Annotated in this window: 17 protein-coding genes; 6 read left to right on the top strand and 11 right to left on the bottom strand. The window is 73.0% G+C overall.

Annotated elements, in window-relative coordinates; translation table 11 throughout:
- From ACIO5E_RS39305 to ACIO5E_RS39280, 6 genes are all read right to left on the bottom strand, one after another.
- On the bottom strand, positions 1 to 1,892 hold a 1,892-nt coding region (locus ACIO5E_RS39305; RefSeq protein ID WP_400677443.1), incomplete at its 3' end, for a condensation domain-containing protein.
- 310 nt (positions 1,893 to 2,202) lie between these two features.
- Positions 2,203 to 3,012 carry an enoyl-CoA-hydratase DpgD gene (gene dpgD / locus ACIO5E_RS39300; protein ID WP_400677440.1) on the bottom strand — a complete coding sequence of 270 codons (810 nt, stop codon included), beginning with the start codon at positions 3,010 to 3,012 and terminating at the stop codon, positions 2,203 to 2,205.
- Positions 3,013 to 3,101: 89 nt separating this feature from the next.
- Positions 3,102 to 4,487 (bottom strand): (3,5-dihydroxyphenyl)acetyl-CoA 1,2-dioxygenase DpgC, encoded by a 1,386-nt coding sequence (gene dpgC / locus ACIO5E_RS39295; protein WP_400677438.1) that lies wholly within the window; start codon positions 4,485 to 4,487, stop codon positions 3,102 to 3,104.
- Positions 4,484 to 5,179, bottom strand: coding sequence for an enoyl-CoA-hydratase DpgB (gene dpgB / locus ACIO5E_RS39290; protein WP_400677435.1), 696 nt, complete (start codon positions 5,177 to 5,179; stop codon positions 4,484 to 4,486). Before dpgB ends, dpgC begins: the two co-directional genes overlap by 4 nt.
- 32 nt (positions 5,180 to 5,211) lie before the next feature.
- Positions 5,212 to 6,342, bottom strand: coding sequence for a 3,5-dihydroxyphenylacetyl-CoA synthase DpgA (dpgA, locus tag ACIO5E_RS39285; protein ID WP_400677433.1), 1,131 nt, complete (start codon positions 6,340 to 6,342; stop codon positions 5,212 to 5,214).
- Between the two features lie 155 nt (positions 6,343 to 6,497).
- Positions 6,498 to 7,751 carry a PLP-dependent aminotransferase family protein gene (locus tag ACIO5E_RS39280; protein ID WP_400677430.1) on the bottom strand — a complete coding sequence of 418 codons (1,254 nt, stop codon included), beginning with the start codon at positions 7,749 to 7,751 and terminating at the stop codon, positions 6,498 to 6,500.
- A gap of 574 nt (positions 7,752 to 8,325) precedes the next feature.
- On the opposite strand from ACIO5E_RS39280, the gene ACIO5E_RS39275 reads away from it, so the two are divergent.
- The 3 genes from ACIO5E_RS39275 (at position 8,326) to ACIO5E_RS39265 (ending at position 10,849) form a co-directional block, all read left to right on the top strand.
- Positions 8,326 to 8,532, top strand: a complete 207-nt coding sequence (locus ACIO5E_RS39275; protein WP_280683162.1) for an MbtH family protein — start codon at positions 8,326 to 8,328, stop codon at positions 8,530 to 8,532.
- A gap of 195 nt (positions 8,533 to 8,727) precedes the next feature.
- A complete protein-coding gene (locus ACIO5E_RS39270; protein ID WP_400677427.1) occupies positions 8,728 to 10,041 on the top strand; it encodes a cysteate synthase in 1,314 nt (437 codons plus the stop codon).
- 154 nt (positions 10,042 to 10,195) lie between these two features.
- The gene (locus ACIO5E_RS39265) at positions 10,196 to 10,849 is read left to right on the top strand and encodes a hypothetical protein (protein WP_400677423.1); all 654 of its coding nucleotides are present in this window, start codon (positions 10,196 to 10,198) and stop codon (positions 10,847 to 10,849) included.
- A gap of 34 nt (positions 10,850 to 10,883) precedes the next feature.
- On the opposite strand, the gene uppS is transcribed toward ACIO5E_RS39265, so the two are convergent.
- The 3 genes from uppS to ACIO5E_RS39250 form a co-directional block, all read right to left on the bottom strand.
- Positions 10,884 to 12,506 (bottom strand): polyprenyl diphosphate synthase, encoded by a 1,623-nt coding sequence (gene uppS, locus ACIO5E_RS39260; RefSeq protein ID WP_400677421.1) that lies wholly within the window; start codon positions 12,504 to 12,506, stop codon positions 10,884 to 10,886.
- Positions 12,507 to 12,658: 152 nt separating this feature from the next.
- Entirely contained in the window at positions 12,659 to 15,490 is a 2,832-nt protein-coding gene (locus ACIO5E_RS39255) for a SpoIIE family protein phosphatase (RefSeq protein ID WP_400677419.1), read from the bottom strand.
- A gap of 159 nt (positions 15,491 to 15,649) precedes the next feature.
- Complete coding sequence (locus ACIO5E_RS39250; protein WP_400677417.1) at positions 15,650 to 16,096, bottom strand: Lrp/AsnC family transcriptional regulator; 447 nt, start codon at positions 16,094 to 16,096, stop codon at positions 15,650 to 15,652.
- 93 nt (positions 16,097 to 16,189) lie between these two features.
- On the opposite strand from ACIO5E_RS39250, the gene ACIO5E_RS39245 reads away from it, so the two are divergent.
- Both ACIO5E_RS39245 and ACIO5E_RS39240 read left to right on the top strand, forming a co-directional pair.
- Complete coding sequence (locus ACIO5E_RS39245; protein WP_400677416.1) at positions 16,190 to 17,008, top strand: TIGR03619 family F420-dependent LLM class oxidoreductase; 819 nt, start codon at positions 16,190 to 16,192, stop codon at positions 17,006 to 17,008.
- A complete protein-coding gene (locus ACIO5E_RS39240) occupies positions 17,005 to 17,442 on the top strand; it encodes a nucleoside deaminase (RefSeq protein ID WP_400677413.1) in 438 nt (145 codons plus the stop codon). The genes ACIO5E_RS39245 and ACIO5E_RS39240 overlap by 4 nt, the downstream gene beginning before the upstream one ends.
- A 99-nt stretch (positions 17,443 to 17,541) precedes the next feature.
- Here the strand turns inward: ACIO5E_RS39240 and ACIO5E_RS39235 are convergent, their stop codons facing one another.
- Positions 17,542 to 18,123, bottom strand: a complete 582-nt coding sequence (locus ACIO5E_RS39235; RefSeq protein WP_400677411.1) for a GNAT family N-acetyltransferase — start codon at positions 18,121 to 18,123, stop codon at positions 17,542 to 17,544.
- 125 nt (positions 18,124 to 18,248) lie between these two features.
- A complete protein-coding gene (locus tag ACIO5E_RS39230; protein WP_400677408.1) occupies positions 18,249 to 20,354 on the bottom strand; it encodes a HelD family protein in 2,106 nt (701 codons plus the stop codon).
- Between the two features lie 348 nt (positions 20,355 to 20,702).
- On the opposite strand from ACIO5E_RS39230, the gene ACIO5E_RS39225 reads away from it, so the two are divergent.
- Positions 20,703 to 21,116, top strand: a complete 414-nt coding sequence (locus ACIO5E_RS39225) for a hypothetical protein (protein WP_400677406.1) — start codon at positions 20,703 to 20,705, stop codon at positions 21,114 to 21,116.
- Positions 21,117 to 21,259: the final 143 nt, after the last annotated feature.

Below are 21,259 nucleotides of genomic sequence, written 5' to 3'. Positions count from 1 at the left end.
TGCAGGACCCGGTCTTCGGGGGTGAGGCCGTAGGCGTGTTGCATCCAGGTGAGGCGGTTGACGATTCCGGCGTGGGGGACGACGACGCCCTTGGGGCGGCCGGTGGAGCCGGAGGTGAAGATGACGTAGGCGGGGTGGTCGGGCGAGAGCCCCGGGTGTGGCAGATCTGTCGAGTCGTGGTCGCGGGCCTTGTCGACCAGGGTCTCGGTGACCGTCACGGGTGAGTCGGTCTGGTTGAGCAGGTAGTCGATGCGCTCGGCGGGGTAGTCGGGGTCGACGGGCAGGTAGGCGCCGCCCGTCTTGAGGATGCCGAGGAGTGCGATGACCATCTCGATGGAGCGTTCCATCAGGACGGGTACCACCGTCTCGGGGCCGACACCCTGCTCGGTGAGCAGGTGCGCGACCTGGTTGGCCCGCGCGTTCAGCTCCGCGTACGTGAGTGACTCGTCCTCGAAGACCACTGCCACCGCGTCCGGCGTCTGCGCCACGCGGGCCTCGAACAGGTCGGGCAGGGTGCCTGCCGGGACCTCGGCCGCCGTGTCGTTCCACCCCTCCAACACCCGCTCCCGCTCGGCCGGGCCGAGCAGATCGACCCGGGCGAGCGGGAGGGCCGGCTCGTCGAAGTCCGCCAGCGTCTCCAGCAGGCGGGCGAGCCGCCGGGCGTGGTCAACGGCGTCGGCCGGGTCGTATACGCCGGGGTTCGCGTTGACGACGAGCTGCATGCCCTGGTCGGCCCCCCGGTCGTAGACCACGAACGACAGGTCGTCGACGGAGCCGTTGGTGAGGCTGTGCGCGGTGGTGGGGTGCCCGGCGAAGCGCAGGTCGTAGTCGAAGGCCATCACGTTGACGAGCGTGCCGAACAGGCGGGCGTCGCCGGCGCCGACCAGGTTGAGGTCGCGCTGGAGGTCCTCGTAGCGGTAGCGCTGGTGGCGCAGGGCCTGGCGCATGGTGCTGCTGGCCTGGCGGGTGAGGTCGGCGAGCGAGGTGCCGGGGCGGACGGTGAGGCGGATCGGCAGGACGTTGGCGAGCATGCCGGGGGTGCTGCGCTGGAGCGCGGTGCTGCGGCCGGCCACGGGGAGGCCGAGGACGAGGTCCTCGGCCCCGGTGAGCCGGTGGGTGTAGAGGGCGGTCGCGGCCATGATGAGGACGGGCAGGCTGGTCCGGAGCCGACGGGCGGCGGTGCGCAGCCGGTCGGCCGTCGCGGGCGCGAGGTCCTCGATGTGGCGGATGCAGGCGTGGGCGGCGGGGGCGAACCGTCCGCCGAGGCTGACGGCCTCCGGGTGGTCGGCGAACTGTTCCGTCCAGTACCGGCGGTCGGTGGCGAACTGTTCGGAGGTGCGGTAGGCCGCCTCCTCCTCCAGCAGCTTCTGGTAGGGCGGTAGTGGGTCGCCGGCGGGGCGCCCCTCGACCAGGGCGGTGTAGATCTCGGCGACGCGGGCGGCGAGGAGGGCGCCGGTGTAGGCGTCGCCGGCCGCGTGGTGGCCGCGCTGGTACCAGAAGAACCGGTCGCCGGCCGGGAAGAGCGCCATCTCGTAGGCCGGTCCGCGTTCCAGGTCGACCGGCTGGGCGAGGTCCACCCGCATCCAGTCCTGGACGGCGGCCCACGGGTCGGGCTCGGCGCCGACGTCCCGTACCTGGACGGGGGAGTCGGGTACCGGGGTGACGACCTGGCGCACCTCGCCGCCGCTCCGGGTGAAGCGCAGGCGCAGCATCTCCGTCTCGGCGACGAGCCGGCGCAGTGCGGCCTGGAACAGCTCGGTGTCGACCGGGCCGTGGATCTCCAGGCACTCGGCGATCTGGTAGGCCGGGTTCGAGGGGTCCAGGTGCTGGGCGAACCACATGCCGGACTGTCCGGCCATCAGCGGCCAGGAGGCGGTCTGGGTGTCCGACATCTTCATTGCTCCGGTTCGTTTACCAGGGGCCGCTGCGACAGGGCGGCGTCGACCGATCGACCTCGGCCGCGCGCGGGCCGAAGGGGGTGGTGCGGGTGGAGGGGGTGGTGCGGGTGGAGGTTCCACGGGTGAAAGGTGGTGCGGCGAGGGGTGGTGCACAGCGGGGACGGAGCGGGCCGGGGGCGAGGACGGGCCCGGCTGTCGTTGATCACGATCCGCCGTCGAGACGCTGCCTGACCGATCGTCACCACGGGTGCTCGTCAGGTGAATTCGACGTTAAGTCTCGACGAACGAGATGACCCCGGCCGGCCTACCGGCCCTGCCAGCGCGGGGGCCGCTTCTCGACGAAGGCACGGGGGCCCTCGTCCGCGTCCTCGCTGTGCATGCGGCGCTCCTCCCACGGGAAGCGGGTCCGGAACGCCTGCTCCAAGGGCATGGTCGCGGCCGCGGCGGCCGCCTCCTTGATCGCGCGGACCGCGAGCGGGGCGCAGCCGAGGATGTCCGTGACCCAGGCGTCCACGCAGGCGTCCAGTTCGGCGGCCGGCACCACCTCGTTGACCAGGCCGAGTTCGTGGGCCCGGGCGGCGGTCATCGGGCGACCGGTGATCAGGTGGCCGAGGGCGGCCCGGTAGGGGGCCTGCCGGGTGAGCCGGAAGACGCCGCCGGCCCCGGCGATCAGGCCGAGCCTGGCCTCGGGGAGGGCGAACGTGGCGGTGTCGGCGGCGACGACGATGTCGCAGGCGAGTGCCAGCTCGAAGCCGCCGCCGAAGGCGTGGCCGTTGACCCGGGCGATCACGGGCTTGGCCAGCTCGAACCGCTCGGTGAGTCGGGGCCAGCCGGGTTTGCCGCGGCTGCCGAAGGTGGCGGGGGTGTTGCTGCCGTCGGCGATCCGGGCGGCGAGCTCCTTGAGGTCCTGGCCGGCGGAGAAGGCGCGCTCCCCGGCGCCGGTGAGCACGGCGAGCCAGAGCTCGTCGTCCTGCTCGAAGTCGTCCCAGACCAGGGCGAGTTCCTCGTGCGTGCGGAGGTCCATCGCGTTCAGGCGGTCGGGTCGGTCGAGCGTCACACGGGCGACGCGGCCGTGCTTCTCGTAGCGGATCCGGGTGAGGTCTGCCAGCTCCATCGGCTCTCCGGCTCTTCTGGGGGTACGTGGGTTCGACGTGGGTCCGTCGACCACCGTCCGGGCGGCGGTGGCCGGCCGGTGGCGGACGGTCAGACGGCAGCAGCAGCGGCAGTGGTGGCGGCCGCCGAGAAGCGGCCGACCTTGCCGATCACGTCCTGGCTGTAGAGGCGCAGGGCCTGCTGCATGGCGAACTCGGCCATGTACTGCCGGAACTGCTCCGGCGGCTCCTCCGCGAGGTTGAGCATCCGGCGGTTGGTGACCACGGCGGGGCTGTCGAGCCGTTCGAGGGATTCGGCCACGGCGCGGTCCATCAGATCCGGTTCGACGACCTCGTCGAGCAGCAGTCGGGCGTCGGGCTCGGTGGCGTGGATCCGGCGGCCCCAGAGCACCACCTGCCGCGAGACCCGGCCGCCGGCCAGCCGGCCGAGCCGCAGGTTGCCGGCGCCGGGCACGATGCCCTCCTGGGCGGCCGGCAGGCTGACGTAGGAGTCGGACGCGGCGACCACCCGGTCGAAGATCATCAGCAGCTGGGCGCCGCCGCCGATGGCGAAGGTGTCGACGGCCGCCACCCACGGCTTCTCGATCACGGGCGTGTGCCAGGCGCCGGAGTGCTCGACCCGGAGCCCCCGGAAGATCTTGTTGAGATAGCCGAGTTCGCGCCGGAGCAGGAAGTCGACCAGCGAGATCCGGCCGGTGTGCAGGCTCTTGAGATCGATGCCGGCGCTGAAGACCCGGCGGCCCCGGTAGCGGGGGTGGGTCATCTCGCCGCCGCGCAGCAGGCCGACCCGGACCTCCGGGTCCAGCAGGGCGAGGTCGACGGCGGTCTCCATGTCCTCGACCTGCTGGTTGTTCTCGGCGTTGAGGCAGTCGGTGCGGCACATGGTGAGGTGGGCGGCGCCGTCGCGCCGCTCCAGCCGGACGGAGCCGAGGTCGAGGGTGCCGGTGCGGCGGAACTCGGGCAGCAGGTCGAGGGCGCGGGCCGTGGGCAGCGCCATCGCGTCGATCAGGTGCCGGCCGGAGCAGGGCGAGCGGAGCAGCTCGCGCAGGAAGAGGCCCTGGTCGATCTCCAGGCCCTCCTTCTCGGCCTGGAGCCTGCCCTGTTCGGCCGCCATCGACTCGGCGCCGGGGAGCAGTCCGGGCCAGCTTTCGGTGGCGCCGGCGACGAGCTCGGGCAGCCGCAGGTCCAGAGTGTGACCGTCGGTCAGCTGCCGGTAGACGGTCTCACCGTGCAGCCGCAGGAACCGGGCGCGCACGGTGCGGACGGCGTTCTTGGCGTCGGTGGCGAGCGCGTGCTGGGCGGGGGTGCGCTCGGCGGGCACGGGCAGGGCGGCCAGCGCGTTCTCGGCCCGGTCGGCGGCGTCGGCCAGGGCGCGGCGATCCGCGGCGAGGCTGCCGCCGTCGGTGCCGTCGGTGCCGTCGGTGGCGACGCTATCGCCGGTGCGCGCGTTGCCGACCGACGCAGGGGCGGCAGTCATACTACGGCCTCGACGGGAACCGGGTCGACGGCCTCGGCGGCGGCCCGGCGCAGCACCCGGTCGCAGGCCGCCAGGTGCCGGCCCAGGGCCTCCTCGTGGCCGGTGGTGGTGGCGTCGAGCATCAGCTGGCGGCGGATCGACAGTCCGGGGCCGGCCCCGGCGAGCAGGTCGGCGGCGTTGGCCAGGGCGGCCGCCGGGTCGTCGGCGAGCTCGTCCAACAGGTGCGTGGTCAGCGCCTGCCAGGTCGGGACGGCGGTGCCGAACAGGACGACCTGGCGGGTCGCGGCGGCACCGGCCTGGTTGGCGAGCCGGTGCAGGGCCATGCCGGGCCAGACGCCGTCCGGGCCGGCGGGCGGCAGCAGCCGGGTGGCCGGGTGGGCGATGCGGTAGTCGGTGGCGAGCAGCGCCTCCACGGCGGTGCCGCCGCAGTCGCCGCCGGTGTCGCCGCCGACCAGGGCGACGGTCGGCCGCTCCAGGCGCTCCAGGCGGCGCAGCGCGCGCTCCCACTTGTTGACCAGGGTCAGCGGCGGGGTGGCCGTCGGGGCGGTGGGCGCGCCGGAGACCCGCAGGACCACCGGGGCGTGGCCGCCGGCGTCCTCGGCCTGGTCGCAGAGCGCGTTGAGGGCCTGCACGGTCTCGGGGGAGAGCGGTCGGCCGCCGTCGATGAGCAGCGGCTCGGGGGTGTGGGTCATGGTGGTGTGGTCTTCCTGCTCGGTGCGGACGGCTACCAGCGGGCCAGCGCCGTCTCGATGGTGGATCCCGGGCCCATGGTCATCAGCACGCCGTGGTCGCCGGGCTGCGCCACCTGCTCCTCCAGCAGCCGCTGGTAGGAGAAGAGGAACGAGCCGCTGGAGAGGTTGCCGTAGTCCCGCAGCACGCTGGTGGTGTGCCGGAGGTCGTGCCGGGTCAGGCCCAGGTTGACGCCGACGGCGTCGATGACCTTCTTGCCGCCGGAGTGCACCAGCCAGTGGTCGATGTCGCTGCGGCGCAGGCCGGTGCCGTCGAGCAGCCGGTCGACGACGAGTTCGGCGTGGGCACCGACCACGTAGGGCACGTGCGGGTCGAGGAAGAAGCTGAACCGCTCCTGCTCGTCGTCCCAGTCGTAGCGCATCGCGTCGATCGCGTCGGTGATGATGTAGCTGGAGAACTTCAGGAGTTGCGGGCCTTCGGCGGCGGGCGCCTCGCCGGGAGCGTCGGCTCCTCCGGGAACCCCCGCACCGTCCTGGGCCCCGACCCCGGCCGTCTCGCCGGCGACCAGGGCGACGGCGGCCGAGCCGTCCCCGAACAGGCTGTTCACCACGGAGGTCCGCATGGTGCCGTCGAAGACGTAGGCGGCGGAGCACGCCTCGGCGCAGACCATCAGCGCCAGCCGACCGGGGTTGGCGCGTGCCCAGCCGTTGACGGCGTTGAGCGCGTTGAGTCCGGCGTTGCAGCCCATTCCGACCACGTCCAGCCGGCTGGTGTGCGGGTCGATGCCGAGTTCGCGGATGACCAGTGCGCTCAGGCCCGGGGTGAGGAAGCCGGTGGTGGTGACGCAGCAGACGTAGCCGATGTCGGCGAGGTCCGCACCGGCCTCCTTGAGGCACGCCTGGACGGCGCGGACGCCCATGTCCACGGCCTGCGCCTTGTGCTTGGCGAGCAGTTCGCCCTGGACCTCCATGACCCGGGAGCCGTCGGGCCCCTCGGGCGGCAGGGTCAGATAGCGGCGCTCGATCGCGCTGTTGAGAAAGAGGGATCGCACCCGGGGATCCCGGACGGCGAAGATGTCCAGGATTTCCTGCTGGGAATAGGAATTCGCCGGAACGGCGGTACCGACTCCGATGATCCGGGCCGGATCGGTCGCGGTGGTCGTCATCGGTACATCCGGTCCCGGTAACTCGGCCTGTTTCGCGGTATTGGCGCGCAAAGGTCGATGGGTGTCACGGTCTCCCCGTTTCTGTTCGCCTTGTGGACCGCCCTCTGGAGGTAACGTACGGAACGCGCGGGGCGGTTCATTCCGTCGTGGATCCGTCAATCCCGACGGCAGTAACGGATGAAGTCCGCGAGCCGGTTCAGGCCTTCTTCGATTTCCTCCGGCCGGAGGTGGCTGAAGGAGAGCCGCATGACGTTGCGGGGCTGCGCGTCGGCGTAGAAGTGGTGCACCGGGGTCCAGAGCACCCGGAACTTCCCGGCGCTGACCTCCAGCAGCTCGTCGCCGGCCGGGAAGGGGACGGTGAGCAGCAGGAAGAACCCGCCCGCGGGGACGTTCCAGGAGACGCCCGAGGGGTGGCCGCCCGCGCCGTCGGCGGAGGCGCCGGCGGCGCGGCCGAAGCGTCGTTCCAGGCCGGACAGGACGTGCGCGAGGTTCGCCCGGTAGTGCGCGGTCTCCCGCACGTTGGCCGCCCGCAGGCTGCCCTGGTGCGCCAGCAGCTTGCCGCCGATGACGGCCTGGGCGATCGGCGAGGTGTTGACCGTCAGCATGCTCTTGATCTTGGCCAGCTGGTCGGCCAGGGTGCCGTCCGTGCCGGCCACCCGCTGGTCCGCGAGCACGTAGCCGACCCGGGCGCCGGGCAGGCCGGTCTTCGCGAAGGATCCCAGGTAGACGACCCGGGCGGTGGTGTCCAGGGCTTTGACGGTCGGTGGGCCGTCCGGATCCCCGAACAGGCCGTACGGGTTGTCCTCCAGGATCAGGAGGTCCTCCTCGGCGGCGATCTCCAGCAGCCGTCGGCGGGCTTCCAGGCTCAGTCTGAGCCCGCTCGGGTTGGCGAAGTCCGGGATGACGTAGCAGGCCCGGGGGTTGAGACCGGCCGCGCGGGCCCGCGCCACCTGGGCGGAGAGGTCCGTCAGGTCGATGCCCTCGGCCGACTCCCGGACCGGCAGGACCCGCATGTCGGCCAGCCGGGCGGCGCCGTGCGCGCCCACGTAGCTGGGCGTCACGGCCAGCAGGACGTCCCGGTCGGTGCGGCGCAGTGCGCGCAGCGTCAGGTAGAGCGCCTCCTGGCAGCCGACCGTGACGACCAGGGCCTGCGGGTCCGCGGTGATGCCCTCGTCCACCCGCAGGTGCTCGGCGATCAGCTCGTGGATGATGCCCTTGGTGCGCCCGTACTGGAGCAGGGTCTGCCGGACGGCGGCCTCGTCGCCGCCCAGCCGGGTGGTGAGGTGCTCGCGGTAGACGTCGAAATAGCGGTGGACGTCGGCCGGGTCGAAGAAGCCCTCGAAGGGTCTTCCGGCGGCCAGGGATATCGCGTCCGGGAACCGCTGGGCGATCTCGTTGAGGAAGTTCATCGATTCACTGACCGGTGCGGTGAGGGAATCGTGAAGGCCCGACAGTTCAAGTTCCGTGACCACGCTCGGGGCGGGTCGGCCGTTCACCACATTCGTCCTTCTGGGCTGTGCGGAGTTCAGCACTCTGCTGACGGGGGTCGGCATCGCATACTCTTGCGTTCGATGCGTCGCGGGCTGCAGGCTAGTCACAGTCTTCAGTCCGTGACAACCGAGGCTTAGTCGAAAGCGCGTAATCTCGGATCTGTCGCATGCCGACGAGTGATGAATTCATCTTGCGTTAGCATTCCGGCGATCTTCTGTTCCGTCCCGTCCTTGAAGCTCATGAGCCGCGAGTGCGCCGTGCCCGGGGCTCCGCCGCCTCCACGGCCGGGGCGGGGCAGGCCGGGTCCTCCCGCCCGCGCACGTTCCGAGCGCGGGTGAGGCGCGCAGCCGGCCGGGCCACCGCGAGCAACCGCAAGCACCGGCCACCGAAAGCACCGGTCGCCGTAACCACCGGCCGCGACAGGCGCTGGCCGCCGTCTGCCGACGGTCGATCAGCGCATCCCCCGGCGGCCGTCCATGAGAGGAAACACCGATGACGAACCCGTTCGAGGACACCGAGGGCACCTACCTGGTCCTGGTCAACGAGGAGGGCCAGCACTCCCTCTGGCCCGTCTTCGCGGAGGTGCCCGCGGGCTGGACCACCACGTACGGCCCGGCCGGCCGCCAGGAATGCCTGGACCACGTGGAGAACACCTGGACCGACATGCGGCCCGCGAGCCTCATCCGCTCGATGGGCTGACCGGCGGCCGCTGCGGGGCCGGTCCGCGCGGGCACGCCCGGTCCGCACACCCGCCGGCCCCGCACGCCCGGCCCGCACACCCGCCGGCCCCGCACGTCGCGCGGGGCCGACCCCGCGCGACGTGCGCCGGCCCGGGAGGTCGGCCCGCCCGGCGGGAACCCCGACGCACCGACAGACCGGGAGCGAACCCGCACCATGCACGGCGATCCGACCCCTGCGCCCCACTACCGCCTGGTCTGCTCCGCCTGCGGGCACCACCGGGCCGACGACGGCCTGACCCTCGGCTGCACACGGCCGCACGAGCCCGGGCTCTGGCGGACCGACTACCGGACCGCCGAGTTCATCCCCGACCCCACCGCGGGCGGGGTCTTCCGCTACCGCCACTGGCTGCCGGTGCGGCGCACCCTGGCCGGCACCGGCCGGACGGCGGTCTACCGCAGCGAACGGCTGGCCGCCGCGCTCGGCCTGGACGAGTTGTGGATCGCCTTCAACGGCTACTGGCCGGAACGCGGTGGCGACCTGACGACCGGCACCTTCAAGGAGTTGGAGGCCGCCACCGTCCTCGGCCGGATCCCGGAGGACGCCGGCACCCTGGTGGTCGCCTCCGCGGGCAACACCGGCGCCGCGTTCGCCGAACTCTGCGCGCGCCACCGGGTGCCGGTGGCCATCGTGGTGCCGGCCTGTGCGCTGCCCCGGCTGCGCACCCGCACCCCGGACTCGCCGTGGGTGCGCCTGATCGCCGTCGAGGGGGCGGACTACGCCGAGGCGATCGCCCTCGGCGACGCGCTCGCCGCGCTGCCCGGGTTCGCCCCGGAGGGCGGCACCCGGAACGTCGGCCGCCGCGACGGCCTGGGCACCGTCCTGCTCGCCGCCGCCGAGGAGATGGGGCGGCTGCCGGCGTACTACGTCCAGGCCGTCGGCAGCGGGGCCGGCGCCATCGCGGCGCACGAGGCCGCGCTGCGGCTGCGATGTCGCCCCGGCCCGCTGCCGCAGCTGATCCTGGCGCAGAACGACGCGTACGCCCCGGTCCACCGGGCCTGGCGGACCGGCGAGCGTCCGTGGGAGTGCGCGTCCGAGGAGGACGAACGACTCGCCACCACCCGGGCGTTCGCGCCTGAACTGACCAACCGGCGCCCGCCGTACGACGTGCGCGGCGGGCTCCGCGAGGCGCTGACGCAGAGCGCCGGGCAGGTCCTCACCGCCGACCGGGCGTCGGCCCTGGCGGCGATGGACACCTTCCGCGAACTGGAGGGGAACGACATCGAACCGGCCGCCGGGGTCGCGCTCGCCGCACTCGCGGAGGCCGTCCGGACCGGGCGGATCGACACCGCGGCGCCCGTCCTGCTCAACGTGACCGGAGGCGGCCGGGCCCGGCTGGCCCGGGACCACACCCTGATCGGTCTCCGGCCCGATCTGCTGGTGCCGCGCACCGCCGCCCACGACGTCGCGAGCGTCGCCGGGATCGCGGCGGCGCTCACGGCGGCGGTCCCTCGGCCCGTGACGGTCTGACGCAGCGTCAAAACCCTGCGGGGGTTGGATCCCTGCAGGGTCGGTCGTCCCTCTTTCGGGTGGTTTGAGACCTCCCTCATGGCCTGGGCGCCAGGGCCGCCGGATGATCCTCCCGGGGCCGTGCGCGACGGCCTGAGGAAGGATGACGCGCAGCATGAGCACGACGCGACGAACTGTCCTGAGCGGCGCCCTGGCCGCCCCCCTGCTGGCCCGTTTCGCGGGGTCGGCGGCCGGTGCCACCCCGAACGACGACGACAAGTGGGGCACGATCTCCGACGGCTGGGTCGAGATCCGCTGGACCCCCCAGGCCCAGGCCCAGCTCGACCGGTTCGAAGCGACGGTCGAGGCCATCGCCCCCGCCCGACTCGTCAAGGACTCCCAGGGGGTGGCGCTGCGCTTCCCGCTGAGGTCCGGAACGGGCGACCCGTCGCCGGCCGACCTTCCGCAGGCGCAGGGCAACGGCCTCCTCGACGGCGGGGTGACGGTGCGCACGCCGACCGTCCAGTTGCAGGTCACCAGCCTGAACGGCACCCTGCAGGACGGCCAGGCGTTCGGGACCTGCGTGGTCAACGGGGTCGACGTCGGCATGCGGTCGGTCTTCCGGTGCGGACTGGACGAGGGCGCCCTCGCCGCGGACCCGGCGCCGCCGGGACGGCCGCTCACGCTCCGCCTCAGCGGGGCGCCGCTGCGCCCGAGCGGCGAGGCGCTGGAGGCGTTCACGAGCGCCTTCGGCGAAGCCGCGTTCACCGCCGACACCGTGCTGGCGCACGTGACCGCCGAAGGCCGGTACACCCCGCCCAAGCAGTGAACCGCGAGCGGTGAACCGCGAGCCGGCCCCGGGCTCACTCGGCTTGGGCCGGCTCCGGCGCACGGGCCGGGCCGGGAACGCCGCCAACGCCACCGCCGAACCGGCGCTGCCGGCCGGCGTACTCGGCGACGGCGTCCAGCAGGTGGCGCAGGCCGAAGTCGGGCCAGGGGACGGGCTGGAACGCGAACTCGGCGTAAGCGAGCTGCCAGGGCAGGAAGTTGCTGATCCGCTGCTCACCGGAGGTGCGGATCAGCAGGTCGACGTCCGGCAGGCCGGGCGCGTACAGGTTCCGGGCGATGTCGGCCGGGCCGATGTCCTCGGGCCGGAGCGTCCCCGCGGCCGCCTCGGCGGCCAGCGCGCGGGCCGCGGTGACCAACTCGTCCCGGCCGCCGTAGTCGAGGCAGAGGGTCAGGGACAGCACGTCGTTGTTGGACGTCATGCTCTCGACCACCGCCAGCGCGGCCGCCAGCGAAGGATCGATCCGGTCGCGGCGCCCGCACCACCGCACCCGTACGCCGAGCTCGTGCAGCCACTCGACGCCCCTGGTGATCCCGTCGGCCATGGAGTCGAACAGGGCGGCCAGTTCCTCCCGGGAACGGTCCCAGTTCTCGGTGGAGAACGCGTAGACGCTCAGGTGCCGGATGCCCAGCCGCAGAGCGGCGTTGACCAGCCGCATCGCCGCCCGCTCGCCGGCGTGGTGTCCCTCGAAGGCCGGCAGGCCGCGCAGTTCGGCCCACCGCCGGTTGCCGTCCATGATCACGGCTACGTGGTCGGGCACCGGTCCGAGTTCGCGCGGGGCCTGGCGCCGGGCGCTCCCGGTCGGCGTCAGCGGCTCCAGACCGTCGACCAGGACCCGCGCTCGCAGGAGCGTGACCTCGTCGAAGTGCAGTTGTGCACCGAGCAGCAGGGTGTGCAGGAAGGGCTGGTTCGCCGGGGCCACCATCCCGGCCGCCGGCGCCGCCTGCTCCAACAGCTCGTGCCAGCGGTCGAGTTGGACGCCCACGAGTTCGTCCAGCGCCTCGCGCGGCTCGCCGCGCCGCAGGTCGGCGACGTCCAGGCCCAGCCGCCGCAGGTCCGAGCCCGGCAGGTAGCACCGGCCCGCCGCGAGGTCGATTGGCAAGTCCTCGAAGATGTCCGCCAGTTGGCCCGCCTCGCCCAGCAGTGACGCCAACCGCGCGGCCTCCGGCCCGCGGGGCTCCAGCAGCGGGGTCGACAGCTCGAAGACCGTCCCCGAGACCCCCCGCAGGTAGCGCCGCTGGTCCGCGAAGGTGTCGAAGGCCGGCGGGTGGACGCAGTCGGCCTGGATCGCGTCGAGGAACTCCTCCAACACCGCGCGGTCCAGGTCCCACCGCCGTACCGTGTCCACGAACGCCCGCCGCAACGGGTGTTCACTGCGCCCGGACCGCACCTCCGCCAGCGTGTCGGCGCGCCAGCGGGCGATCCGCCCCGCGCGCTCGGCGGGCGCCCCCTCGTCGGCGATGCGATCGGTCCGCACGGCGAAGCCGTGCACGGCACGCAGGTGGGGCCGGATCGCGGCGGGCAGGACCTCGCCCGCGGTCCACAGCGGCAGCCAGAACCGCCGTGTCTCCCGCGCGCAGGCCTCGTAGGACTCGCACAGCTCCGGCGCACCGCCGAACGGCGCCTCGGTACTCGACATTCCCGGACCCTGCCCTTCCGGCCGACCTCGGCGGCCATGAACCTTCGGCATCACCAACGACCCACCCGCCCATCGGTTGTGCCGATCACGAGGGCCGTCTCCATCGCCACCGACGGCGCTGCCGCAGGCGCCGCCACCGGCGCGTGGGGCGACTAGGACCGCAACGGCGAGTCGTCCGGCCCGGCCGGAGGCGTGGTGGCCGGCGGCTGTCCGGCCACGTCCACGTGGTCCGCAGCCGGGGAAGGCGGCTCCGGGAGCGCCGCCGAGGGCGACTCCTCCTCCCCGCCCAGACCTCCGGTCGGGCCGGGGAGCGGCTGTTCCGCCCAGATGATCTTGCCCTGGGGGGTGTACCTGGTGCCCCAGTGATCGGTGAGCTGCGACACCAGGAACAGCCCGCGGCCGCCCTCGTCGGTGGTCGCCGCGTACCTCAGGTGCGGGGAGGTGTTGCTGCCGTCGGCCACTTCGCAGATCAGGCTGCGGTCGCGCAGCAGCCGCACCCGTACGGGCGGCAGGCCGTAGCGGATGGCGTTGGTGACCAGTTCGCTGAGGACGAGTTCCGTGCTGAACGCCAGATCGGCCAGGCCCCACTCGTCGAGCTTCGCGGTGCTCCACGCTCGCACGTCGGCGACGCTGGCCGGATCGAACGGCACCTCCCGATCGGCGACCTGGTTCGGACCGAGCACCCGGGTCTTCGCGATCAGCAGCGCCACGTCGTCCTGCGGACGGGCCGGCAGCAGGGCGTCCAGCACGGCCTGGCAGTGCTCCTCGGGCTGCCGCTGCTGCTGGGAGAGCGCCCCGCGCAGGAGTTCCATGCCGACGTCGAAGTCCCGGGTGCGCTCCTCGATCAACCCGTCGGTGTACAGGACGATCTGGGTGCCTTCGGGCAGGTGCACCTGCGCCGTCTCGAACGGCATTCCGCCCGCTCCCAGGGGCGGGCCGATCGGCAGCTCCGGGAACACCACGCTGCCGTCGGGCCAGACCAGTGCGGGCGCGGGGTGTCCCGCCCGGGCGATGGTGCAGAGCTGGGAGATCGGGTCGTAGATCGCGTACAGGCAGGTGGCTCCGGTGACGGCGGTGCTGTCGCCACTGTCGGACTCCTCCTGGTCGATGCGGTTCACCAGCTCGTCGAGGTGGCCGAGCAACTCGTCCGGTGGGAGGTCGAGGGTGGAGAAGTTGTGCACGGCGGTGCGCAGCCGGCCCATGGTGGCCGCGGCGTGCAGCCCGTGGCCGACGACGTCGCCCACGACGAGGGCCACCCGGCTGCCGGGCAGCGGAATCACGTCGAACCAGTCGCCGCTCACTCCGGACTGTGCGGGCAGGTAGCGGTGCGCGACGGTGAGGGCGCTCTGTTCCGGCAGGGCGCGCGGCAGCAGGCTGCGCTGCAGCGTCACGGCCATGGCGTGCTCGCGGGTGTAGCGGCGGGCGTTGTCGATGCTGACCGAGGCCCTCGCGACGAGCTCCTCGGCCAGTGACCGCTCCTCGTCGTCGAACGGTTCGCGCTTGCGTGACCGCCAGAAGTTGGCGACGCCCAGGATGATGCCGCGCGCCCGCAGGGGAGTGGTGATGAGCGAGCGGACGCCGTACTCGACGATCTGCCGGGTCCGTTCCGGGTCCTGGGCCAGCCAACCGCGGTCGACGGACAGGTCGGGCACCACCTGTGACCGGCCGGTGTCGAAGCCCCGGGCCTGGGGGGTGGAGGGGAGGAAGCTGACCAGCATGCCCGGTGGGTAGAAGGGATGGTCCTCGCGTATTCCGTGGACGGCCGCGCGGCGCAGATCGGACTTGGAGCCGGTCGGCTCGTCTCCCAGCAGGACCGGATCGGCGAGGTCGACGGTGACGAAGTCCGCGAAGCCGGGAACGGCGACCTGGGCCAGCTCCTCGGCCGTGCGCACGACATCGAAGGTGGTGCCGATGCCGACGCCCGCCTCGTAGAGGAGGGCGAGGCGTTTGCCGGCCACTTCGGCCTTGCCGGACAGCGCCAGCAGCTCCGTGGAGTCACGGATCGTCGCGACCGTTCCCATCGCGCCGCCACGGTCCGTGGACCGCTGGTTCACCGCGAGCAGCCGCCCGCCCGCCTGGTGCACCTCGTCCGTGGCCACCCGGCCCGACCGCAGCAGCTCCGCGGTGTCGGGGTCGAGGTCCCGGAGTTCGTCCAGCTTGCGGCCCTCCGCGTCGGCGGGAAGTCCCAGCAGCTCCTTCGCCTCGTCGTTCGCCAGCAGCAGCCGTCCGTCCGCCGAGACGATGACCACGCCCTCGCGTACGGCGTGCAGGACGGCGTTGTGGTGCTCGTACACGCGGGTCATCTCGGTCGGCCCCAGGCCGTGCGTCTGGCGCTTCAGCCGTCTGGAGACCAGGGCGGTCCCGGCGGTGGCCAGCGTGAGTGCCGCGGCGCCGGTGATCAGGATGACGGGCAGCTGCCGGTTGCCGGCCGTGGTGACGTTCTTGACCTTGAGCCCGGCCGAGACCAGGCCCACCACCGCTCCGCCGGGGGCGGTGACGGGCACGGTCGCCTGGACCTCCTGGCCGAGCGGACCGTGCACGCTCTCCGTGTAGACCTGGCCGGCCAGGGAGGGGCCGATCGTCCCGACGAACTTCTTGCCGATCTGCTCCGGCAGGGGGTGCGTGTACCGGATCCCTTGGGTGTTCATGACCACGATGAAGTCGACTCCGGCCTTCTGGCGCGCCGCCTCCGTCAGTGGCTGGAGCACCGCCGTCGGATCGGGCGACGTCAGCACCTTGGGGAGACCGGGGGCATGCGCGAACGCCTCCGCGACGGCGACCGATCGATTGCGGGCCTCCGTTTCGCTGTCGTAGCGTGACTCGAGGACCAGCGCCAGGATCGCCCCGAGGACGAGCAACAGCACGACCGCGACCTGGAGCACGAACACTTGGCCGGCAACGCTTCGAGGGCTCTTGGCGAAAAGACCCTTGCCGGCCAGTGACGTCTTCGATACGGTCCGTGATCGGTCCGTACGCTCGACCATGCGTCCTTTCTAGCACCGCTGCGGGGTTACGACGAGGTGGCGGCCGCGCGCCTTGCGGGCGGCCCGGGCCCGGTTCCACCGGGGGAGCGCAGCTGCACCTGGGCCGTGACGGCGCGCCACCGCCGGTCTGCGGGAACGCGGCGACGGGTCGGCTGCCGGTCAGGGCCGGTTGGGTCCGCGATAGGGCAGCGTCTGGCTGTAGACGACACTGGTGGTGGTGCTGCCGAAGCCGGCCAGCTCGTCCACGAGCGCCTCCAGATGCTCCATGGAGGTCGCGGCCACCTTCAGGGTGTAGCAGTCGTCTCCGGTGGTGCGCAGGCACTCCAGGATCTCCCGCCGCTCGGCGAGCACCCGGCGCAGCGGCTGGTGGCGGTTGCCCGGGTACTTCAGCCGAACGACGGCGAGCACGGGATAGCCGACCCCAGCCAGGTCCACCGCCGCGTGGTAGCCGGTGATGACGCCCAGCGACTCCAGGTTCCGCACCCGTTCGGTGGTGGCCGACGGGCTGAGGTTCACGCGCCGCCCCAGCTCGCTGAGGGAGATGCGCGCCTCCCGCTGCAGTTGCTCGATGATCGCCCAGTCGACTTCGTCAAGATTCACGGCCATATCGCGACTCTACCGGCAGAACCACGGTAGAACGCTGCTGTTGCCGGGAAGATTCGGTTCCAGACGCCGTGAGTGCCGGGATAGCCTCGAATCATGCAACTTGGCGTCAACGTACCGAACTTTGGACCCGGTACCGATCCGGGCGTGCTGCGCGACTGGGCACGGATCACGGAGGGGCTCGGCTACGACCTCCTCATGGTGTCGGATCACGTGGCCGTCACCCCGGACGTGGCCGAACGGTACCCGGAACCGTTCTACGAGCCGTTCACCACGCTGTCCTGGCTGGCCGGCGTCACCACCGGGGTGCGGCTGGGCACGACCGTGCTGATCCTCCCGTACCGGCACCCCCTGTTGGTGGCACGGATGGCCACCAACCTCAACCGGCTCAGCGGCGGCCGACTCGTGCTCGGGGTCGGCGTCGGCTGGGCGCGGCAGGAATTCGCCGCGCTCGGCGTGCCGTTCGCCGCGCGCGGTCGGCTGTCCGACGAATGCCTGGCCGCCCTGCGGGACGCCTGGCGCGCGGAGCCCGAGGACGGAGCCGCTCCGATCCCCGTCTGGGTCGGCGGCCACAGTGCGGCGGCGCTTCGACGTGCCGCCGGGTACGGGGACGCCTGGCATCCACTGCGGCTCTCCCTGGCCCGGATGCGCACGATCCTGACGGACCACTCGCTGCCGGCGTTCGCGCCCCGCATCGCCCTGCGGCTGACCGAGACCCCGGTCGACGACCCCGACCGGATCGCCGGCGTCGGCACCATCGAGCAGGTCCTCGACGATCTCGACCAGCTGCGCCTGCTCGGGGCCGACACCGTCGTACTCGACGCCTACCACGGCGATCCGGAGGAAGCCCGGCGGCCCCACGCGGCCTGGCGGGCGCTCACCGAGGTGGCCACCCACTGGAGGACCGCATCGTGATCACCTCCGCCGACGAGACGCTCCTGCGCCGCGCGATCGGCATCGCGGCCGCCGCCGTCGCCCTGGGCGACGCACCGTACGGCTCCCTGCTGGCCGGCCCGGACGGCACGATCCTCGCCGAGGCGCACAACACCGTGCGGCGCGGCAACGACATCACGGCCCACCCGGAACTGAAGCTGGCCCGCTGGGCGGCCCGCGAACTCGACCCGGACACGGCGGCCCGCACCACCATGTACACCAGCTGCCAGCCGTGCACCATGTGCGCCGGCGCCATCGTCCGCTCCGGGCTCGGCCGGGTCGTCCACGCGCTCTCCACCGAGCAACTCGTCGAACTCAACCCGCAGTCGGGCGACTGGCCGACGGTGGTGCAGGACGGCCCGGCCCTCTTCGACGAGGCCCGCATCCCCATCGACGCCTACTACCGGCCGAACTGACCCTGCGTCGGCTCGCGCCGCCCGCCCGAGCAGGTCGACGGTGGCCACCTGGCCGAGTAGCGGCCCGACGACGTCCCCGACGAGGCCGGTCGCCGAACGTCACCAGAGCCTGTCGATCTCTCCGGGATAGAGCTCGACGCGGCTGTCCCGGAACGACGCCTCGGCCCGCCGCCCCTCGGGCGAGAAGAAGCCGGCCATGGTGACCTTGTCGAAGCCGGGCTGGTCACTGGGGAACGGATCCTGCGGCGTTCCGCCGATCAGCACGGTGCCGGGAAGGACCCGCCAGCCCGTACTGCCGTAGAACGCCTGCAGCGGGCTGTCACAGGTGAACAGCCCCACGTCCAGCCTCCGCGCGATCATCTCCTCCCGGGCCGCCGCCACCAGGTGCCGGCCGTGCCCGCGGCCACGAGCCTCCCGCCGGGTGACCACCGCGCTGAGCCCGCCGGCGGCGAGGCGAGCGCCCGCGTGCACGATCTCCTTGGACAGGATGTCCAGCGCGGCCAGCACCACCCCGTCGGCCACGAGCAGCATCGACAGCGGCCGCAGGGCGGGGTCGTGGGTCGGAGCGTCGGGAGGGGCGACCGACCTGGGGGGAGACGGCCACGCCTGCTCCTGGAGCTCCAGCACCTGCACCCGCAGCTCGAACGGAGTGGCTTCCTCGGGGAACGACACGATCTGCATGTGCTCATCATGGACCTCCATGGATACCCCCGGTTTTGGTCGGGGGAGGAAGTCGACCTGGTCACTCCCCGGGGCGGGACCACCAGGCTCTCCGCGCCCCCGGAAGCAGCTTCACGGCATCCGCGTCAGCCCCGACCCGTGATCGGCACGGCGGGCGGGACGGTGATCGTGCACAGTCGCTTGGTGGCCCGGGTGAGGGCGACGTACAGGTCGCGCTCGCCCCCGGGGCGGGCGGCGGTGATCCCGTCCGGGTCGACCACCACGGCGGCGTCGAACTCCAGGCCGCGCGCCTGGGAGGCCGGCACCAGCCGGGCGTGCCGCTCGATCCCCGCAGCCGCGAGCTGCTCCGTCCGGTCATCGGCGCAGATCACCCCGGTCAACTCGCCCGGGTACGCGGCGCCCTGCTCCCGCAGCTCCCGCACGAGGGCGGTGACGAGCGATTCCGGGGTTGCGGCAAGGGCGCGAGGCACCTCGCCGCGCCGGATCGACCGGATCGGCGGCCGGTCAGGGGTGATCCGGGCGAGCAGGTCCCCGGTGACGGCGAGGATCTCCTGGGTGGTCCGGTAGCTGACGGTCAGGGTGCGCAGGTCGAAGCGCCGCCCGAGGTGCGGGCCGAGGGCCTCCTGCCAGTCCCTGGCCACCGTCGCCGGGCCCGCCTGGGCGAAGTCTCCGACGAGCGTCATCGACCTGCCCGGGCAACGGCGCGCGATCATCCGCCACTGCATGGCGGTGAGCTCCTGTGCCTCGTCGACGACGACGTGCCCGAAGACGTGCGCGGGCGGGCCGTCGACCAGGCTCGCCGCCTCGTCGAGAAGCGCCACATCGGCGTCCGTCCAGGGCGCACCGGGCGTTCGCCGCAGCAGGGCCCGCTGGTCGTCGGTGAACTGCCGCAGGTACGCGTCCGGCGCGTCGCCGTCCGTCAGCAGGGCGCCGACCACGTCGCCGGGCGTGAGCCGCGGCCACAGGCCTTCGACGGCCCGGTCGAGCAAGGCGTCGTCCAGGAGCTCGGCACGCACGGCGTCGGCGTCGAACTCGTCGGCACCGGTGGCGGGCGCGTCGTCAACACCGAGGCGGCGCAGGTCCGCCGCCGCCATCCGGTCGAGGTCGAGGCCGGTCAGTTGCGTCACCTCGGCGTCGATGCGTTCGAGCGCCTCGGCACCACTGCGGGCGAGCTCCCGGACGAGGGCGTCGACCAACAGCTCCTTGAACAGCCGACGCGCCCGGTTGTGCGCGAGACCACTGGTCCGTGCCGACTCCCGCGCCTGTGCGACCTCCCCGTCCTGCAGACGGATCCACTCCTGCCCGACCCGGACGTCGAACTCGCCGCCCGGGGCCTGCCGCGAGCGGACCACGGCGGCCAGTGCGTCGGCCAGTGCGGAACTCCCCTTCAGGCACGCCACGTCGAAGGGCTCCGCCGCGCCCGGGACGACACCGGCCAGTTCCTCGCACGTCGCCAGGACGACGTCGTTCTCCCCGAGCGAGGGCAGGACCTGGCCGATGTAGTCGAGGAACCGCGCGTTCGGCCCCAGGACGAGCACGCCGCGCTCGGCCGCCTTCGGGAACGCGTACAGCACGTACGCGGCGCGGTGCAGCGCCACCACCGTCTTTCCGGTGCCCGGACCACCCTGCACCACCGTCACCCCGCGGTGCGAGGACCGGACGATCGCGTCCTGCTCGGCCTGCAGCGTGGCAACCGCCGTTCCCATCCGCCCCGTACGTCGCTCCTGGAGCGCCGCCGTCAACGGACCGTCGCCGACCACGTCCTGACGGGTGGGTGCGGAGCCGTCGAGCAGCTCATCGCTCACCCCCAGCACCGTGCGGCCGGCCAGACGCAGATGGCGGCGCCGGCGCAGCCCCATGGGATGAACCGGGGTCGCCTCGTAGAAGGGCCGTGCGGCCCCGGCGCGCCAATCCACCAGCACCGGCAGCTCGTCCGCATCCCTGTGCAGCCCCAGCCGCCCGACCCGCAGGACGGTCCCGTCGGCCAGGTCGATCCGGCCGAAGACCAACCCGTTCTCGGCCCCCTCCAGCCGACGGATCTCTCCCGTCAGCCGGCCGGCCGCCACCTCCCGCTCGTACACCTCGCCCCCGCCGTCGGACGGCGACGCGAGCACGAGCGCCAGCTGCTCCCGAGCCTCGGCCAGCCGCTCGTCGAACAGCTCGCCTATGGCGGAGACCTGAGCCCGCTCAAGCTCCACCTCGCGTGCGGCAACATCGTTGATCTGGGACAAGAAAAGGCCCTCTCGGTTCGACCCGCCGGTATTTCGAGGCGCCACTATGCAGACGGATTCCGGAAAAGTAAATATTGACCGAACCGGGTGGAATGTGACCTCCGGTGCACCCCGCGGGCCCCGGTTGCGGCACCGGCGCACGTGGAGCCGTTTCCGGGCCGTGGCGCGGTCGACCGGTGGGCGGCCGGTCCGGCCCGATCCCGGGGCGTCGCCGACTGTTACAAGGCGGTGACGATCCGCGCACGACCCGATGCGTGGCGCTGGGCGTCCCTACGGATGACCGAGCCCGGATCGCACCGACCGTGCCTGCGGGCCGAGCAACCACCTCCCCTTGAAAGGGGTGCACCCGTGATCGTCTCCAAGCGGAACTCCCTGCGCCTGGCCGCCGTGACCACCCTCAGCGTGCTCTCCCTCGGGCTGGCGGGCACCGCCATGGCCGCCACCCCCGCCGCCGTCCCCACCTCCGCCACCTCGCAGCAGGCCGCCGCGCAGGCCGGCATCACCGCCAAGCCGTCGGTCACGTCCGTCCGGGCCTGGCAGCTGTTCCGGGTCACCGGCACGACCACCGGCCTCGCGGCGGGCAGCAAGGTGACCCTGCAGCAGAAGCAGCACGGCACGTGGGTCGCCCTGCCGGCCTCCGTGACCACCGCCCGCAACGGTTCCTACTCGCTCGGCGTGAAGCTCGGCCTCAAGGGCCTGAACGAGCTGCGCATCGTCAGCGGCAACACCGCCTCTCCCGTGTTCACCGTGACCGTGCACTGACCCACGGCCCACGAACCCGCCGTCGGGGGGGGGGGGGGGCCCGGGGGCCCCCCCCCCCCCCCGGGGGGGGGGGGGGGGCGGCCGGGGGGGGGGCGGGGGGGGGGGGGGGGCGGGGGGGGGCGCCCGCCGGGGCGGGGGGGGGC

This window comes from Kitasatospora sp. NPDC087314, from assembly GCF_044744365.1.
Taxonomy (GTDB): Bacteria; Actinomycetota; Actinomycetes; order Streptomycetales; family Streptomycetaceae; genus Kitasatospora.
This window is presented reverse-complemented; position numbering and strand designations above follow the sequence as displayed.

Excerpts from the sequence above, each read along its gene's own strand:
- dpgD (WP_400677440.1), bottom strand. The coding sequence starts at position 3,012 with ATGGAGCTGGCAGACCTCACCCGGATCCGCTACGAGAAGCACGGCCGC.
- dpgC (WP_400677438.1), bottom strand. The coding sequence starts at position 4,487 with ATGACTGCCGCCCCTGCGTCGGTCGGCAACGCGCGCACCGGCGATAGC.
- dpgB (WP_400677435.1), bottom strand. The coding sequence starts at position 5,179 with ATGACCCACACCCCCGAGCCGCTGCTCATCGACGGCGGCCGACCGCTC.
- dpgA (WP_400677433.1), bottom strand. The coding sequence starts at position 6,342 with ATGACGACCACCGCGACCGATCCGGCCCGGATCATCGGAGTCGGTACC.
- ACIO5E_RS39280 (WP_400677430.1), bottom strand. The coding sequence starts at position 7,751 with ATGAACTTCCTCAACGAGATCGCCCAGCGGTTCCCGGACGCGATATCC.
- ACIO5E_RS39275 (WP_280683162.1), top strand. The coding sequence starts at position 8,326 with ATGACGAACCCGTTCGAGGACACCGAGGGCACCTACCTGGTCCTGGTC.
- ACIO5E_RS39270 (WP_400677427.1), top strand. The coding sequence starts at position 8,728 with ATGCACGGCGATCCGACCCCTGCGCCCCACTACCGCCTGGTCTGCTCC.
- ACIO5E_RS39265 (WP_400677423.1), top strand. The coding sequence starts at position 10,196 with ATGAGCACGACGCGACGAACTGTCCTGAGCGGCGCCCTGGCCGCCCCC.
- uppS (WP_400677421.1), bottom strand. The coding sequence starts at position 12,506 with ATGTCGAGTACCGAGGCGCCGTTCGGCGGTGCGCCGGAGCTGTGCGAG.
- ACIO5E_RS39255 (WP_400677419.1), bottom strand. The coding sequence starts at position 15,490 with ATGGTCGAGCGTACGGACCGATCACGGACCGTATCGAAGACGTCACTG.
- ACIO5E_RS39250 (WP_400677417.1), bottom strand. The coding sequence starts at position 16,096 with ATGGCCGTGAATCTTGACGAAGTCGACTGGGCGATCATCGAGCAACTG.
- ACIO5E_RS39245 (WP_400677416.1), top strand. The coding sequence starts at position 16,190 with ATGCAACTTGGCGTCAACGTACCGAACTTTGGACCCGGTACCGATCCG.
- ACIO5E_RS39235 (WP_400677411.1), bottom strand. The coding sequence starts at position 18,123 with ATGCAGATCGTGTCGTTCCCCGAGGAAGCCACTCCGTTCGAGCTGCGG.